Below are 16,912 nucleotides of genomic sequence, written 5' to 3' on the forward strand. Positions count from 1 at the left end.
AAATTTCAACCCTCTAATCAAGTTAACCTAATGAAAGCAGCTTATTTTGAGGTTCTTCTCAATTAAATTAAAAGTATTTATATAGCACTATTTTTATCTATTAAACAAATATTAGGTAGCTAAATTAGACTCTAATATTACCTTTAATTTTATATTATACTTTACGCGCAGGCTTATTATGCCCCTTAGCCGCTCCAGTAGCTCGTTTATTTGCTACCCGCATCGAAGAAACTTGAGTATGGCGTTTTACAGCACGACGGATCTGATTTGCTTTAATACGACGTCTATCTTGCTCAACTGCTATCTTACTGGCTGTTTCATCACTAAGACCAACCAGTTGACGCAAATAATTAATCTGTACTAAACCTAATTCCGTCCATCCTCCTCTGGGTAATCCTTTTGGTAAATAAATATCACCATAACGAACACGGATCAAACGGCTGACTTGAATACCTACGGCTTCCCATAAACGCCTTACTTCACGATTACGGCCTTCAGTTAAAGTAACATTAAACCATTGATTCATGCCTTCTCCGCCACGAAACTTTAAGGTCTTAAAACTAGCTTCACCATCTTCCAGCTGAACACCTTTGGTCAATTGACGAATTTTAGCATCGTTAATTTCACCAAAAACACGAACCGCATATTCACGTTCAACCTCATGACGTGGATGCATCAAACGATTAGCCAGTTCTCCATCTGTGGTAAATAATAATAAACCACACGTATTGACATCTAAGCGCCCTATCGCAATCCAGCGCGAACCTGTTAATTTTGGTAAGCGATCAAATACGGTTGGACGTCCTTCTGGATCATGATGAGTACATAGCTCACCTTCTGGCTTATAATAAGCTAATATCCGACAAATGCTTTTCTCTGCTTCCTTGATCCGCAACAGATGACCATCTAAGCGAATTTTGGTGTTAGCCTTAACTTCTATTCGGTCACCCAACGTCGCTAATTGACCATCAACACTGATCCTGCCAGATTGAATAAAACTTTCTATTTCCCTGCGCGAACCATAACCACAACGTGCAAGAACTTTTTGTAACTTTTCACTTTTCTGCTTTTTAACGCTCATAGCGTAAACCTCTTGTGTCACCTTCACAGGCGTCATAATCATAAAAATAACTTAAAAAAATAAACTGTGATTATTATACACAGTTTTTCTAATATCCTCACCCGTACTTTTTTTATTCAAACGGCGTTAGGCTGCCCATTCCAACCCGAATAATATTTGGGGTACTCTCCGTTAAATCAACAACCGTGGTTGATTTTTCACTTAAATAACCGCCATTTATAATCAAATCAACTTGTTCACCAATTAAACTTTCGATCTCCTCGGCTGAAGATTGGGCAAAATCATCACCTGGCAATATTAAGCTAGTCGATAGTAAAGGTTCGCCTATTCCGTTAAGCAGATCTTTTGCAATTGGATTACTAGGTAAACGTATCCCTATTGTCTTACGTTTTTTATTCATAATCCGACGTGGAACTTCTTTTGTTGCGCGTAAGATAAAAGTGTAATGACCGGGTGTACTATTTTTAATCATTCGAAATACAGGATTATCAAGATAAGCATATTCAGCTATTTCGGATAAATTACGACACATCAAGGTAAAATTGTGACGAGAATCCAATTGACGTAAGCGACAAATTTGCGTAAGAGCGTTTTTATTATCTAACTTACAGCCAATTGCATAACCAGAATCAGTTGGATAAACAATAATACCGCCTTTGTTTAATATATTTACACATTGGCTAATTAAGCGAGGTTGCGGATTTTGTGGGTGAATTTGCAAAGATTGTCCCATGAATGATCTCTATATAATTAAACTTGAAAATTAAGTTATCAATATAAATAAAGCGCTTACTATATAATATCTAAACTAGTATGATAATTGCCTATTTTCATCGCCACATTTGCCAAACGGGAACAACACCTGCTGGTAGCCAAAGATTTCTACCTAGCTCAGTCCAAGCACAAGGACGATGAAAATCAGAACCAACCGAAGCATATAAACCATGTAGTTTAGCTAATTCAGTTAAATTTTTTCGTTCATCAGGCGACTGCTGGCATTGAGCAATTTCAATTGCATCACCTTGTTGCTGTTTAAAATATAAAACTAACCTTTTTTGCCATTTTGCTGATAGTGAGTAACGACCAGGATGTGCTAAGACGGCAACGCCACCCGCTTGATGAATAACTTCTATTGCCTCATCAAGCTCACACCAATCAGCGGGAACATAACCAGGTTTACCGCGCGTTAAATATTTTTTAAAAACATGACCGATACTTTTTTGTTTAGCATAATCCATGATGTAACGAGCAAAATGGCTACGTGTTACCTGCCCCCCTGCTGCATAGGCTTTAGCATTTAACCAAGCATCAGGAATACCGAATTTTTCTAATTTATCGCCAATTTTTTCCCCACGTTGATTACGTCTTGCCGTTTGCATTGCAAGTAAATGTTTAAGACAGCTTGCATCCAGATTAATATTAAGACCTAAAATATGAATTTCAATCTTTTGCCAAAGCGTGGAAATTTCTACACCAGTAATTAATGTTAGCGGCTTATTTTTTTCATCAATATATTGCCATGCCGGCAAAATTCCATTTACCGTATCATGATCAGTGATCGCTAATACATCAACCCCCATTAATACTGCTCTATCAACTAACTCTACGGGTGTAAGATCACCATCAGAAGCTTTTGTATGACTATGTAGATCATAAATAACAGATAGCGTCTCATTGTTTTGTACCAAAGTTTTACCCTCATTTTACTGCTAACAATTATAGAAAAAATTCATTGTGTGGCATAAATCACTTGACACAACCCTAATGATCTAGTTTACTAGTGCAGTGGATGGCAATATAGCTAATCTATCATGACACATTGCGAGGAAGAACAAAAATGACATTGGTATTTTTTATCATCGCTAAAGTTCGTTGGTGGCGCAATTCCCTTAAATGGGTGGTTTCTTCTTGTGCGTGAATAAATAACGCAACACCAGATCGAAACCCGCCATGAAGCGGGTTTTTTTATAGCCAATGAATATAAATATGAAAGGCAATTAATATGGAAAACATAGCGGTCAATCAAACAACTTTTCGCATATTAGAGAATAGGATTAATTATCAGCCTGAACCTTGTCTGTTGTTTCATCATTTATGCAACAATCGCCCTGGCACTTTATTATTAGAATCTGCTGCCGTTAATAATAAGCAAAATCTACAAAGTATCTTGATTGTTAATAGTACATTACGAATTACCTCCAACCAACAGCAAGTTACTTTTACCTCTCTAAGCACAAATGGAAATGCGCTATTAAGCTATATCGACATCGCATTACCGAGTGAATTAGAAAAGATCGTGTCTGATGGTCAATTAATCGTTAATTATCCGCAAATTGAACCCCATCTTGACGAAGATAGCCGATTAAAAGCAACTTCATCTTTTGATGCCTTACGTTTGATTCATCATTTAGCCAAACAAAACACCATTGATGCAGAAAAAATTCTATTAGCAGGCTTATTCTCCTACGATTTAGTGGCTCATTTTGAAAATTTACCACCTGTAGCAAAATCAAATCGTTGTCCGGATTACTGTCTCTATTTAGCTGAACATTATCTTGTCATCGATCATCAACAACAATCTGCAAAACTCATAAGCTGCCAATTTTCAGCAAAACAATCTATTGCTAATACGCTTTTTAACCGTCATCAAGCAATTATTACCGCAACTCAGCAACCATTATTTTCCTTACCTATTGGCGCTGAGGTATCAACATCTTTAATAGTCAATAAAAACGATAGCGAATATAGCGGGATGGTTGAAAAATTAAAAAAATACATCTATCAAGGTGATATTTTTCAAGTAGTACCTTCACGTAAATTTATGTTGCCATGTACCGCACCATTAAGTGCCTATCAACGCCTTACAATACAAAATCCCAGTCCTTACATGTTTTATATGCAAGATCAGGAATTTACTCTATTTGGCGCATCGCCTGAAAGCGCACTTAAGTATGATGCCAAAAATCGGCAAATTGAACTATATCCAATCGCCGGAACTCGGCCAAGAGGACGCAATGGGTTAGGCGAAATAGATGCTGATCTAGACAGTAAAATTGAACTTGCGCTGCGAACCGATCAGAAAGAACTCGCTGAACATATTATGTTAGTTGATTTGGCTCGTAATGACTTAGCGCGTATTTGTCAGCCTGGTAGTCGATATGTTGCCAAGTTAACTGCTGTTGATCGTTATTCCCATGTTATGCACCTTGTTTCTCGGGTGGTTGGCAAACTAAGGACTGATCTGGATGTATTACATGCTTATCAAGCCTGTATGAATATGGGGACTTTAACCGGCGCGCCTAAAATCAAAGCAATGACACTTATTGCTGACTATGAAAAAGAGAATCGGGGCAGCTATGGTGGCTCAATTGGCTATTTCAAGGGCAATGGGGATTTTGATACCTGTATTGTTATTCGTGCCGCTTATATAGAAGATGGCATTGCCACTGTTCAAGTCGGCGCTGGCGTGGTATTAGATTCGGATCCGCAATCTGAAACGGACGAGACGCGCAATAAAGCTCAGGCGGTTATCAACGCCATTATGCAATCTCATCAAACTCTAGAGGTATGCTAATGGCTAATATTTTACTACTTGATAATATTGATTCTTTTACTTATAACTTGGTCGATCAATTAAGAGTATTAGGTCATAAAGTCACTATCTATCGCAATTCACTGCCTAAATCCATCATTGAACAGCAGCTTAAAAGAATGTCTTCGCCGGTACTGATACTCTCACCCGGCCCCGGTAAACCAGCTGATGCTGGCTGTATGCCTAAACTGCTGCCATCAGTACTTGGTAAAATTCCAGTAATTGGTATTTGCCTTGGCCATCAAGCCATTATTGAAGCTTATGGCGGAAAAGTTTCATCTGCGAAAGAGATCATACATGGCAAATCATCTTTCGCCACGCATGATAACCAATTTATGTTCCGTCATCTAACAAATCCACTACCAATTGCACGGTACCATTCTCTGATTGGTGAAAAAATTCCTACTGATTTGATCATTAATGCTCACTGCCAAGGTGCAGTAATGGCCATACGTCATAGCCAACATAAAGCCTGCGGATTTCAATTCCATCCTGAATCGATTTTAACTCCAGAGGGAACCCCTTTATTAAGCCAAACCCTATTATGGGCATTAAATTAAGGAGCAGCAAAATGCAATTTATCTTGGATAAATTATTTAATGCACAAGTACTTACTCAACAAGAAAGTCATTTACTTTTCAGTATTATGATGCGAGGTGAATTAACGGAGTCTCAACTAGCGGGTGCATTGATTAGCATGAAAATGCGGGGAGAAGAGCCTAATGAAATTGTTGGTGCCGCGTTAGCTTGTTTAGAAAACGCGCAACCTTTTCCTCGACCTAATTACGATTTCTGCGATATCGTGGGTACTGGCGGTGATCACAGTAATAGTATCAATATTTCCACTGCCAGTGCTTTTGTTGCCGCCGAGTGTGGTTTAAAAGTAGCTAAACATGGCAATCGTAGTATATCAAGTCGTACGGGGTCATCTGATTTACTGGCATCTTTTGGCATTCCGCTCGATATGACACCAAGCTCTGCACGACGTGCTTTAGATGAGATTGGTATATGTTTTTTATTCGCGCCACAATATCACCAGGGATTTAGCCATGCCGCCCCGATACGTAGTCAATTAAAAACTCGCACTCTTTTTAATATTCTTGGCCCGCTAATTAATCCGGCTAAACCGCCAATTTCACTTATTGGTGTTTATGACCCTAGGCTTATTATACCTATTGCTAAGACTCTGCAATTAATAGGATATAAACGAGCAGCCGTTGTACACAGCGGTGGAATAGACGAAGTCGCATTACATGGGCCTATTCAAGTCGCCGAATTAAATCAGAATGAAATTTTAACTTACCAACTCACTGCGCAAGATTTTGGTTTACCAAGCTATTGTTTGTCAGAATTGATTGGCGGTTCCGTTGATAAAAATCATCAACTTATTACCACGTTGTTACAGGGTCATGGAAAAGCCGCCCATACCTGCACTGTGGCTGCCAATGTTGCATTACTGATGAAGCTTAATAACCATGAAGATCTAAAAACCAATACCGACTTTGCTCTACAGGTTATTCGTAGCGGCAAAGCCTATCAACGGCTAACCGCGCTAGCAAATAGGAGGAAGTTTCATTAATGCAAGCGACTATTTTACAAAAAATTGTTGCTGATAAAGTGACCTATCTAGCAGCAAGAAAATTAAAGCAACCATTAGCTAGCTTTATTGCGCAAGTTAAATCCAGTGAGCGCAATTTTTTTGCTGCTCTTGCACAAACCAAGTTGGCATTTATTCTAGAATGTAAAAAAGCTTCACCATCGAAAGGCATTATTCGTCATCACTTTGATCCGGTGCAAATTGCTAAAGATTACCAAAATTATGCGACAGCAATATCAGTATTGACGGATGAAAAATATTTTCACGGCAGTTTTGACTATTTACGCTTGGTGAGTAACACTGTGCCACAACCGATTTTGTGCAAAGACTTCATTATTGATCCCTACCAAATCTATTTAGCTCGCTTTTACCAGGCAGACGCTATTTTATTAATGCTATCTATATTAGATAATCAGACCTATTTATCTTTAGCCGCCCTGGCAGATAAGTTAAAGATGGGCATTCTCACTGAAGTGAGTAACGAACAAGAATTAAAGCGGGCGATTAGGTTAAAAGCTAACATTGTCGGTATCAATAATCGTGATCTTCACGATCTGTCAACGGATTTAAATCGCACTAAACAATTTGCGCCACAATTAGCCGCCAAAACATTAGTTATTAGTGAATCAGGTATTCATAACCACCAACAAATCCGTCAATTGAGCAAACAAGTTGATGGTTTTTTGATCGGCAGCGCATTAATGGGTGAGGAAAACTTAATGTTAGCTATCCGGCGGCTAATTATTGGTGACAATAAAGTCTGTGGCCTCACTCGCCCACAAGATGCACAATGTGCTTATCAAGTCGGGGCGATTTATGGTGGTTTGATCTTTGCAGATAAATCACCGCGAAAAGTAACCCTTCAGCAAGCCCAAACCATTATAAAGGCAGCCCCTCTTAACTATGTTGGCGTTTTTCAACATCAAGCTAACTCATTTATTGCTGAAATCAGTCATAAACTGAGCTTATTTGCCGTCCAGCTACATGGTGATAAAACTGCTGCTGATCTTCAACAACTGCGTACCTTATTACCAGCAAATTGTGAAATATGGCAAGCAGTAAATATGAGCAAAACAGCAATTAGTTTCAACTTAAACAATATCGATCGTTATCTACTTGATCACGGTGAAGGTGGCACAGGTAAAACCTTTGATTGGTCAAAACTCCCCTTAGATCATCTTGAGCAAATTATGTTAGCTGGTGGACTGAATGCCAACAACTGCCAACAAGCGGCGGCGTTAGGCTGTAGAGGTCTTGATTTCAATTCTGGTGCTGAACACCAGCCGGGCATAAAAAGTTGCCATAAGTTACAGATTATTTTTGAAAAATTGTTTAATTATTTATAAGCGTAACAATTAATGCTTAGATTAGTGGAATAAATTAATGAAGAAATTCAATCCCTACTTTGGCCAATTTGGTGGCCAATATGTGCCAGAGATTCTTATTCCTGCACTTAACGAACTTGAACAGGCTTTTATCGAAGCACTGGAAGATAATAACTTTCAACAACAGTTTAACGATCTATTACAAAATTACGCTGGCCGCCCCACTGCCTTAACGCTGTGTCGCAATTTAACTCTGGGGACTAAAACTAAACTTTATCTAAAACGAGAAGATCTATTGCATGGTGGTGCCCATAAGACAAATCAAGTATTAGGCCAAGCTTTATTGGCAAAAAGGATGGGCAAAACTGAGATTATTGCTGAAACCGGAGCCGGACAACATGGCGTGGCCACAGCCCTAGCCTGTGCATTATTAGGGCTAAAATGTCGTATTTATATGGGGGAAAAAGATATCCAACGCCAATCACCTAATGTATTTCGTATGAAATTGATGGGAGCAACCGTTATTGCGGTAAATAATGGTTCAGCTAGCTTAAAAGATGCTTGCAATGAAGCATTGAGAGATTGGTCAGGCAGCTATCACCAAGCACACTATTTACTTGGCACCGCTGCCGGGCCTCATCCCTATCCTACGCTGGTACGAGAGTTTCAACGTATGATTGGTGATGAAGCTAAAGCACAAATTTTAGCCAAAGAAGGACGATTACCCGATGCGGTAATCGCTTGTGTCGGTGGTGGCTCTAATGCCATTGGCTTATTCACAGCTTTTAAACCTGAGCAAAATGTGCGTTTAATTGGGGTTGAGCCGGCCGGGTTGGGTATTGACACCGGCTCTCATGGTGCAGCGTTAAAGCATGGACAGCTTGGCATCTTCTTTGGCATGAAATCGCCTATCATCCAAACCGATGAAGGACAAATTAAAGAGTCTTATTCTATCTCAGCTGGACTCGATTTTCCCTCTGTAGGACCTGAGCATGCTTATTTAAATAGTATTGGCCGAGCTGATTATGTCTCGATTACCGATGATGAAGCATTAGCTGCATTTAAAAAATTATCCACTCATGAGGGTATTATTCCAGCCTTGGAATCGTCACACGCCCTGGCTTATGCCTTGAAAATGATCAAGGCAGCCCCAGAAAAAGAACAATTACTAATTGTTAATCTCTCCGGCCGTGGCGACAAAGATATTTATACTGTACATCCTATTTTGCAAGCCAAAGGAGAGATCTAATGGAGCGTTATCAGCAATTATTTAAGCACTTACATGATAAAAATCAGGGAGCATTCGTTCCATTTGTCACCTTAGGCGATCCTAATGCCGAACTATCGCTAAAAATTATTGATACATTAATTGAAGCACAAGCCGATGCGTTAGAGATTGGTATTCCTTTTTCTGATCCTCTAGCTGATGGTCCAACTATTCAAAAGGCGAATTTACGCGCCCTTAATGCCAACATTACGCCAACCCGTTGTTTTGAACTATTATCACAGATTCGTGAAAAGCACCCTTTGGTTCCTATTGGCCTATTAGTTTATGCTAATCTGGTTTTTAGTAATGGCATTGATAACTTTTATGCCAAATGTCAGCATAGCGGCATCGACTCCGTTTTAATCGCTGATGTGCCCATGAATGAGTCCGACCCCTTTCGTATTTCGGCACTGCGACACAATATTGCACCGATATTTATTTGTCCGCCTAATGCAGATGAGCAGCTTTTACGCAAAATTGCTTTATATGGTCGTGGCTATACTTACTTACTCTCGCGTTCAGGTGTAACGGGCACAGAAAAAAAAGCCAATATTCCTGTTAGCCATTTACTCACCAAATTACAAGACTATCATGCCGCCCCGCCCCTCTTGGGTTTTGGTATTGCTGAAGCGAAACAAGTCACTGATGCAATCAAAAATGGTGTAGCTGGTGCAATATCTGGTTCAGCCGTGGTTAAATTAATTGAAACTTATCATCAACAACCTGATGCATTATTGACCAAATTAAAACAGTTTGTTTCACAGATGAAAATGGCTACCCACAAATAGACATTTCAAAACGATTTGAACAAAGACTGGATAGCCTAGTTATTTTTACAATTACTAATTTTCGATTCTAATAAGCAATTGTAACTAACGTGTCGCTACGAGTGCCAGCTATTCATTTGTAATTTATCCCTATTTCATCAATAATCAGTATATTGACTGCAATGAAAATACTCATTTAGCATTCATAAAAGATAAATAAAAATAACCCTCGTATTGATGGAGAATTGAATAATGAAATATCTTAAATCAATGACAGCGCTTTGTACCGTGTTATTTATGGCATTATTCCTTTCTGCTTGTGCTCCAACAGCAAAAACAGAAGGAACTGGTGGATATATCGATGACACCGTTATTACAACTAAAGTGAAGACGGCATTATTGGCAGAAAAAAACCTGAAATCAACCCAAATCAATGTTGAAACTTTTAAAGGACGTGTGCAATTGAGTGGCTTTGTTAGTTCGCGTGCCGACGCACGACGCACAACGTGCAGTGCAAGTAACACAAGGTGTAGCAGGTGTGCAGTCAGTTATCGATTCGATGAAAATACGATGATTGTTTTAGCCTTCAGCCCCTATTGGGGCTGAGATAAATATAATTTGCCATCCTTACCCCCTCTAATTAGATAATAAAACAATCACTTTTCATTACCAAATGATTATAATATATCAATTATTTAACTGAATAATTATATTGCTATATCCAAAATTACTATAATATAAATATAATTCTTTTTTAATATTTTATCCTTACTTATAGAATAACCACAAAATTTACTGATATCGCAATAGCTTTACCATAGAAAAGCTATACGCTCTCGTCACGGTCAGTTACACTATGCAACGAGAATATGATGATAAAAACCAGTTATAGGAGCAGTTTTCATGTCCATTACGGCCAACTCACTTATCAGCGATAGCTTTAATTTTTTTAAAAATCAGCTGAGCGGCCTTTTTATCCTGTCATTCATTTCAGCTACCATCAGTCTAATACTCTATTATTTTCTGGTACCTATCGATGAAATGGTAACTATTGTTAAAACCCTAGGTGGTCAAAATGACTCAACTTCACTTTTAACCTGGGTAAGCCAACTATCCGATGAAGAAAAAGCGATAATGATGAGAGTTTCACTACTCTCATTGACTGCAGTTTTTATCGGATTAATATTATTAATTTCTTCAGTAGTTACTTATTTGTCAGAACTTAGTACTGGCAATAGCATCAGTGCATTGCAGGCTTTTATACTTTCGTTACGTATATTACCTAGCATGTTAATTTTGCTAGTTATATGCACTATTATCATTTATTTTGGTTTTATGCTATCCATACTACCGGGTGTCATTTTAGCTATCGGTTTTTCCTTATCACCCATTATTTTAATCACCAGTAAAAACATCATGCCGCTACGCGCTATTAGTCAAAGTTGGAAAATAGCCTTTCGTCATTGGTGGTTAATTCTATCAATTTTATTACTTTGGTTAGCATTACAAATGTTACTTACTATGCTACTTGGACAATTTCGTTTTTTGCCGGGTATGGTGAATAATATTATTTCTTTTACATTAAATAATTTACTTACCTCTTTTACTTTGATTTATTTTTTCCGTCTCTACATGTTAATCGGAAAAACAACAAATTAAGCAGATAAAAATACCACGGTTATTATTTGCCATTTGATACCGTGGTAAGGTTTTATTATCAACTTAAAAAAATAATCATCTATCGTCGAACTAATATTCTGGCTCAAATTTCATTTAATTCATAATAACCAGCTAATTACTTCAATAGCTTAACTCGTGAATTTCATTGCTCAGAAGATAATTTTATCGATAAAAATTTACGCCTACTAACCGTGTAACATTTTATCAAATAAGGTAATATAATATAAAACAAATTGGCAATATGATATTTTATAATTTATTCGAAAAGGATCAGGACAAGCGCCCTTATGAGACAACTATTAGATTTTATTCCTCTCATTGTTTTCTTTATTGTATATAAAAAAGTAGATATTTTTTACGCATCTGGCGCATTGATGGTTGCAACCGCTTTATCTATGCTGGCCATCTATCTTATCTATAAAAAAATTGAGAAAAGTTCGTTAATTACTTTAGTAATCGTGATAATTTTTGGCGGATTGACGTTGATTTTCCATAGTGATCTTTTTATTAAATGGAAAGTGACGGTTATTTACGCTATTTTTTCATTAGCATTATTAGTCAGCCAGTATTTTACCCAAAAACCATTAATTCAAAGAATGCTGGGTAAAGAGATCCATTTAGCTAATGAAATTTGGTATAAATTAAATCTGTCATGGGCCATCTTTTTTGCCATCTGTGCGCTGGTTAATATTTATGTTGCCTTTTGGCTACCTCAGGACATCTGGGTTAATTTTAAAGTTTTTGGTTTGACTGCAGTCACGCTAATATTTACAATACTTAGTATGGTGTATATCTATAAACATCTTCCTAAAGAACAAAAGTAATCGATATGATAATAAAGTATACCTATTTCCAATAGGTATATTGTGGCAAATAACAGAAGTAAATTTTTCATGACACAACAACAATTACCACAAGGGGAATTAGTTCTCCGTACATTAGCAATGCCTGCCGATACAAATGCTAACGGTGATATATTTGGCGGGTGGCTAATGTCGCAAATGGATATTGGCGGCGCAATTCTAGCTAAAGAAATCGCACTTGGTCGTGTTGTTACGGTGGCCGTCAATGGGATTACGTTCCAAAAACCAGTCTCAGTCGGCGATGTGATATGTTGTTATGCTCATTGCATTAAAACAGGTAACACTTCTATCACCATAAATATTGAAGTTTGGGTCAAAAAAGTTGCTAGTGAACCAGTAGGCCAACATTATCGAGCTACAGAAGCCATTTTTACTTATGTCGCCGTTAATGAGGATAACTCTCCCCGTTGCTTACCTGAAGATAAACGTCATTACCAATTACCTACCTCCGATAACGTAACTTCCTCTTGATCAGTTTTAACAGGCCAATTTATTTTGACCTTCAAGCAAATTTTATAATTAAACCACTCTAAGAAAGATTAATTGAACCATCAATTTTAAAAAGGAATGTCTTTTTTAATCCCTTAGCCGGAATTTTTTCATAGTACCAACGATTCATCGCGCGTTTAACTTCACGTTCGAACATACCTCTAGGTGATGAATCAATCACTTCTAAATTCACGACTCTGCCATTTTCATCAATATCATATTGAACATTTACGTAACCTTCTTTACCGAGTTTACGAGCGCGATCGGGATAATCGGGATGTTGAATTCTCAATGCCTTAGGTCCTTCTATAGCAAATGGTGGCGAAGCCATTTGGCTAGCCTGCTGATTGTTATTAACACCAATATTATCATCGCTTATATTAGCTTGTTGTTGATTTGACTGTTCGACAATGGTTTTTTTAATTTGGCGTTCTACTAACTGCTTAGATTTAGAATTTTGTTTAACAATCGACTTTTTCTGCATGACCTTCTTTTTCACTGGTAATGCCAATTTGGGTTCAACATCAGACTCTATTTTAGGCTTTATAGCCCCTTCTGGTTTATTATCAGCGATCTTTACCGACTGGCTAATACCATCTGGTGCAGCCAAGGTAACCATAGATACTGACATAGATTTAGCTGTCGAAGCCGATAACATAGGCTGCAATAAAAGCCAAGATACTGCTAACGAAGCATGTAGAAATAATGATAAAGCAATAAATGATGCCGAACGGATCCAACGCATGAGAAAATTCTTTCTTAAATTAAGCAAATAAATAAGTTGCATTCTAAATGCAAATAGCAATCATATTCAATAAGGATAGTCTGCTAAGATTAAAAAAGTATCTAGCGGTGGATAAAATTAGGCAGTGATCGAATTTTTAATTAACGACATCAACATAAAAAATCATAAAAATTCACCAATTATTAATGTATTTGTTCATTTAGTAATAACCGAACTTAACATTTGTTGTATAAAATACTAACTGACTCGTTGATTTGACAAATTATTGTCCATGCACGCAGCCAAAAAAATATAAAAATAATTAAAATATTCATAAAATACATTAAATTACTCTCACGTATGCTAAAAATGATACTTTTAATATTCATAACAAATTTTATTTTGCTATAGTGAATAACCAGATAATTAAGAGTATTTAACTAACTCTATGATAGGAACATCTTTGCCTATGGCAACTGTCTATATATTATTGAACTGGGCTTTACTTTTTTTGTACTGGCTAATGATAGCCACGGTTACTATACGCATTTTATTAAAACGACGTCCGGTTACTTCGGCCCTGACCTGGCTATTGATTATTTATATTATTCCACTAGTTGGCGTTATTGCATATCTGGCTTTTGGTGAGTTACACCTTGGCAAACGACGAGTAATGAAAGCAAAGAGGATGTGGCCTTCAGTTGAAACCTGGCTTGAAAAACTCAAACAATCAAAACATATTTTTTGTAAAAGTAACAGCCGAGTGGCTGAACCTTTATTTGAACTCTGCGAAAAAAGACAAGGAATTGGCGGCGTTAAAGGTAATAAAATTCAACTTTTAACCAATTATCAAGACGCTTTGACTACTATCATACGTGATATTAACGCAGCCCATTACAATATCGAGATGGTATTTTATATTTGGCAAGACGGAGGATTAGTTGATGAAGTTACGCAAGCCCTGATTAATGCGGCAAAGCGTGGTGTAAAATGCCGAATTATGATTGATTCTGCCGGTAGCTGGTCTTTTTTTCATAGCCATCAACCGAAAAAAATGCGAGAAGCTGGAATAGAATTAATAGAATCATTAAAAGTAAATTTATTTCGCTTTTTTCTTCGTCGCATGGATCTGCGCCAACATCGAAAAATAATCATTATTGATAATTATATTTCCTATGTTGGTAGTATGAATATGGTTGATCCTCGCTTTTTTAAGCAAAATGCTGGTGTAGGGCAATGGGTAGATATCGTCGTCCGGATGGAAGGACCTGTCTCAACAACACTTGGCATTGTATATGCGTTTGATTGGGAAATTGAAACAGGTCAACGCATTCTTCCTCCCCCTCCCGATACCAATATTATGCCATTTGAACAAGCAAGTGGTCATACGACCCAAGTCATTGCTTCAGGGCCCGGTTTCCCGGAAGAATTAATTCAACAATCTTTAATAACCGCTATTTTTTCTGCACGTAAGCAGTTGATCCTAACCACCCCTTACTTTGTTCCCAGTGATGATCTAATTCATGCTATTTGCACTGCAGCAATGCGGGGTGTAGAAGTATTAATGGTCATCCCTAATCGAAATAATTCTTTTTTAGTTCGGTGGGCAAGCCGGGCATTCTATTCGGAATTATTAGAAGCCGGTGTTAAAATTTATCAATTTAACGATGGGCTTTTACACACTAAAAGCCTATCAATTGATGGTGAGTTAAGCCTAATCGGTTCGGTTAATTTAGACATGAGAAGCCTTTGGCTTAATTTTGAAATTACTGTTGTTATTGATGATAAAAGTTTTGGTAACGATTTAATATTAGTTCAATACGATTACATTGCTCGCTCTACGCCTTTGATACAGAAGAATTGGAATAAACGCCCGTTATGGAACCGTGTTATCGAACGTATTTGCTATTTTTTTAGTCCGTTATTGTAATTTTATTATAAAATGATAAGACACAAAAAATTATTTCTGTTAAAAAGCGAATACCAATAAATCAACCAATAGCATTTTTCATAATAATCCGGTAATGATATTCATATATACATCTTAGTTAGAAAAATAAGGCTAATTTTTCATAAATTATGGTGCACACAGTTAACTGGCTAATTAATTCATTTTGCAAATAGCCAGCATAACTTACATCTACAAGAGTTATAATCAAATTGATTACTAACAAAAAAATGTTTTAATTTTAAAACATTAATCACCAAATTAGACATAAATTAAAATTGATATGGTTATCTTAGCAAACGCGTGTTTTTTTAATCTATCGAAATTAGTTTTATAGTGGATTAATAATCCATAAAATTTACAACCATTAGAGAAATAAAATTATTAATATTTGGTTTTATAACAATATCAAATCAATATCCCAGAATTTAGTGAATAAATCATAAATATCACTGTGTTATCATGTTATTGTGGGTTTAAAGTAATCCGGGAAAAACTGATTTAGTCCCTGTGATGATGAACTCAATTCCAAGTGACATTAATAGTAACCCCATAATACGAGTAATAACATTAATGCCCGTTTGTCCTAAATACTTAACTAGAATTGTTGCTGAGCGAAAAAGATACAAGTTAACGATAGACCAACTAAATTTTGCCATCCCAACCAGCGAGAAGACCAGACAATACATGAACTGATTGCTCCAGGCCCAGCCATTAATGGAAGTGCTAAAGGAACAACACCAATGCTATCACGAATAACACTTTCTGATTTTTCTTGTTTATTCTGCTTATCTTCACCTATTCGACCACTAATCATAGACATAGCAATGGCCGCAATAACTATTCCACCAGCGATACGAAAAGAATCGATAAAAATACCAAATAATTTAAAAAAAACCTCACCCACCAATAACGAAATACATAAAATAATTGCCACAGAAAAATTAGCTACTAAATTAGTTCGATTTCTTTCTGTCACAGATTGATAATTAGTCATACTAATAAATACAGGCAAAATTCCTATCGGATTAACTAACGCAAAAAGCCCCAAAAAAAACTTAATATAATTAGGCAGATCCAGTAAAGTACCAACCACAATTGTATCCCTCACTCAAATATTAATGCTTCGCTAAAAATTAATTATTCATAACAAATAATATTTAGCTTATGCAGGAAAAACACTTTATCTTAGCGTAGCATACTAATCTAGCTAAAATTTAAAAACTAAATCCAATAACAAAATAAGTTTCTAAATTAGATGCTATACGAAATTTTGCTAACTTAACTTTCGCTATTTACTTATATTGCTAATTGAAATTATCCTTATATAACTTATTACTGAATTGATTCAGTATGCACTTTTTTTGATAAAGATCACTTTAGCGCTATTTATAAATGGTAAGCTATATATCTATTGAGTACTCATAAATATAATGAGCGTTTTTATTTATTTTTATAATGGAATTTTTTAAGTCAATTAGCTTACAAAAAACTAATCAGCACTTATATAATATGTCACATCATATTTAATTATATTGCTCCTAATCTAGGCTAATTGACTAAAAAAATTTAACATTTA

14 protein-coding genes, 2 pseudogenes and 1 other annotated feature are annotated in these 16,912 nt (G+C 36.6%); of the genes and pseudogenes, 11 read left to right on the forward strand and 5 right to left on the reverse strand.

What is annotated here, in order from left to right; translation table 11 throughout:
* Positions 1-154: 154 nt before the first annotated feature.
* From rluB to rnm, 3 genes are all read right to left on the reverse strand, one after another.
* On the reverse strand, positions 155-1,081 hold the full coding sequence (gene rluB, locus ArsFIN_RS09235) for a 23S rRNA pseudouridine(2605) synthase RluB (protein WP_026821988.1): 927 nt from the start codon (positions 1,079-1,081) through the stop codon (positions 155-157).
* 112 nt (positions 1,082-1,193) lie between these two features.
* Positions 1,194-1,814, reverse strand: coding sequence for an L-threonylcarbamoyladenylate synthase (locus ArsFIN_RS09240; RefSeq protein WP_026821987.1), 621 nt, complete (start codon positions 1,812-1,814; stop codon positions 1,194-1,196).
* Between the two features lie 97 nt (positions 1,815-1,911).
* Positions 1,912-2,769 (reverse strand): RNase RNM, encoded by an 858-nt coding sequence (gene rnm / locus ArsFIN_RS09245; RefSeq protein ID WP_026821986.1) that lies wholly within the window; start codon positions 2,767-2,769, stop codon positions 1,912-1,914.
* 179 nt (positions 2,770-2,948) lie between these two features.
* Positions 2,949-3,050 (forward strand) — a sequence feature (Trp leader region).
* 33 nt (positions 3,051-3,083) lie between these two features.
* Between rnm and ArsFIN_RS09250 the strand changes: the two genes are divergently transcribed.
* The 10 genes and pseudogenes from ArsFIN_RS09250 (at position 3,084) to yciA (ending at position 12,643) form a co-directional block, all read left to right on the forward strand.
* Positions 3,084-4,655: an anthranilate synthase component 1 gene (locus ArsFIN_RS09250; RefSeq protein ID WP_026821985.1), complete on the forward strand. Its 1,572-nt coding sequence runs from the start codon at positions 3,084-3,086 to the stop codon at positions 4,653-4,655.
* Entirely contained in the window at positions 4,655-5,233 is a 579-nt protein-coding gene (locus tag ArsFIN_RS09255) for a glutamine amidotransferase-related protein (protein ID WP_026821984.1), read from the forward strand. The genes ArsFIN_RS09250 and ArsFIN_RS09255 overlap by 1 nt, the downstream gene beginning before the upstream one ends.
* An 11-nt stretch (positions 5,234-5,244) precedes the next feature.
* The gene (gene trpD / locus ArsFIN_RS09260; RefSeq protein WP_026821983.1) at positions 5,245-6,252 is read left to right on the forward strand and encodes an anthranilate phosphoribosyltransferase; all 1,008 of its coding nucleotides are present in this window, start codon (positions 5,245-5,247) and stop codon (positions 6,250-6,252) included.
* Complete coding sequence (trpCF, locus tag ArsFIN_RS09265; protein ID WP_026821982.1) at positions 6,252-7,616, forward strand: bifunctional indole-3-glycerol-phosphate synthase TrpC/phosphoribosylanthranilate isomerase TrpF; 1,365 nt, start codon at positions 6,252-6,254, stop codon at positions 7,614-7,616. The genes trpD and trpCF overlap by 1 nt, the downstream gene beginning before the upstream one ends.
* Positions 7,617-7,653: 37 nt before the next feature.
* Entirely contained in the window at positions 7,654-8,844 is a 1,191-nt protein-coding gene (trpB, locus tag ArsFIN_RS09270; RefSeq protein ID WP_026821981.1) for a tryptophan synthase subunit beta, read from the forward strand.
* On the forward strand, positions 8,844-9,650 hold the full coding sequence (trpA, locus tag ArsFIN_RS09275) for a tryptophan synthase subunit alpha (protein WP_026821980.1): 807 nt from the start codon (positions 8,844-8,846) through the stop codon (positions 9,648-9,650). Before trpB ends, trpA begins: the two co-directional genes overlap by 1 nt.
* A gap of 231 nt (positions 9,651-9,881) precedes the next feature.
* Positions 9,882-10,203: pseudogene (locus ArsFIN_RS09280) on the forward strand (BON domain-containing protein).
* A gap of 329 nt (positions 10,204-10,532) precedes the next feature.
* Positions 10,533-11,288 (forward strand): YciC family protein, encoded by a 756-nt coding sequence (locus tag ArsFIN_RS09285; protein WP_026821979.1) that lies wholly within the window; start codon positions 10,533-10,535, stop codon positions 11,286-11,288.
* A gap of 308 nt (positions 11,289-11,596) precedes the next feature.
* Complete coding sequence (locus ArsFIN_RS09290; RefSeq protein ID WP_026821978.1) at positions 11,597-12,133, forward strand: septation protein A; 537 nt, start codon at positions 11,597-11,599, stop codon at positions 12,131-12,133.
* Positions 12,134-12,202: 69 nt separating this feature from the next.
* Complete coding sequence (gene yciA, locus ArsFIN_RS09295; protein WP_026821977.1) at positions 12,203-12,643, forward strand: acyl-CoA thioester hydrolase YciA; 441 nt, start codon at positions 12,203-12,205, stop codon at positions 12,641-12,643.
* A gap of 58 nt (positions 12,644-12,701) precedes the next feature.
* Here the strand turns inward: yciA and ArsFIN_RS09300 are convergent, their stop codons facing one another.
* Complete coding sequence (locus tag ArsFIN_RS09300; protein ID WP_081700613.1) at positions 12,702-13,448, reverse strand: TonB family protein; 747 nt, start codon at positions 13,446-13,448, stop codon at positions 12,702-12,704.
* Positions 13,449-13,854: 406 nt separating this feature from the next.
* On the opposite strand from ArsFIN_RS09300, the gene cls reads away from it, so the two are divergent.
* Complete coding sequence (gene cls / locus ArsFIN_RS09305; protein WP_026821975.1) at positions 13,855-15,315, forward strand: cardiolipin synthase; 1,461 nt, start codon at positions 13,855-13,857, stop codon at positions 15,313-15,315.
* A 494-nt stretch (positions 15,316-15,809) separates the two neighbouring features.
* Here cls and ArsFIN_RS09310 read toward each other — a convergent pair.
* Positions 15,810-16,429 (reverse strand): annotated as a pseudogene (locus ArsFIN_RS09310) (YchE family NAAT transporter).
* Positions 16,430-16,912 lie beyond the last annotated feature (483 nt).

It is taken from the genome of Arsenophonus nasoniae (genome assembly GCF_004768525.1).
Lineage (GTDB): Bacteria > Pseudomonadota > Gammaproteobacteria > Enterobacterales > Enterobacteriaceae > Arsenophonus > Arsenophonus nasoniae.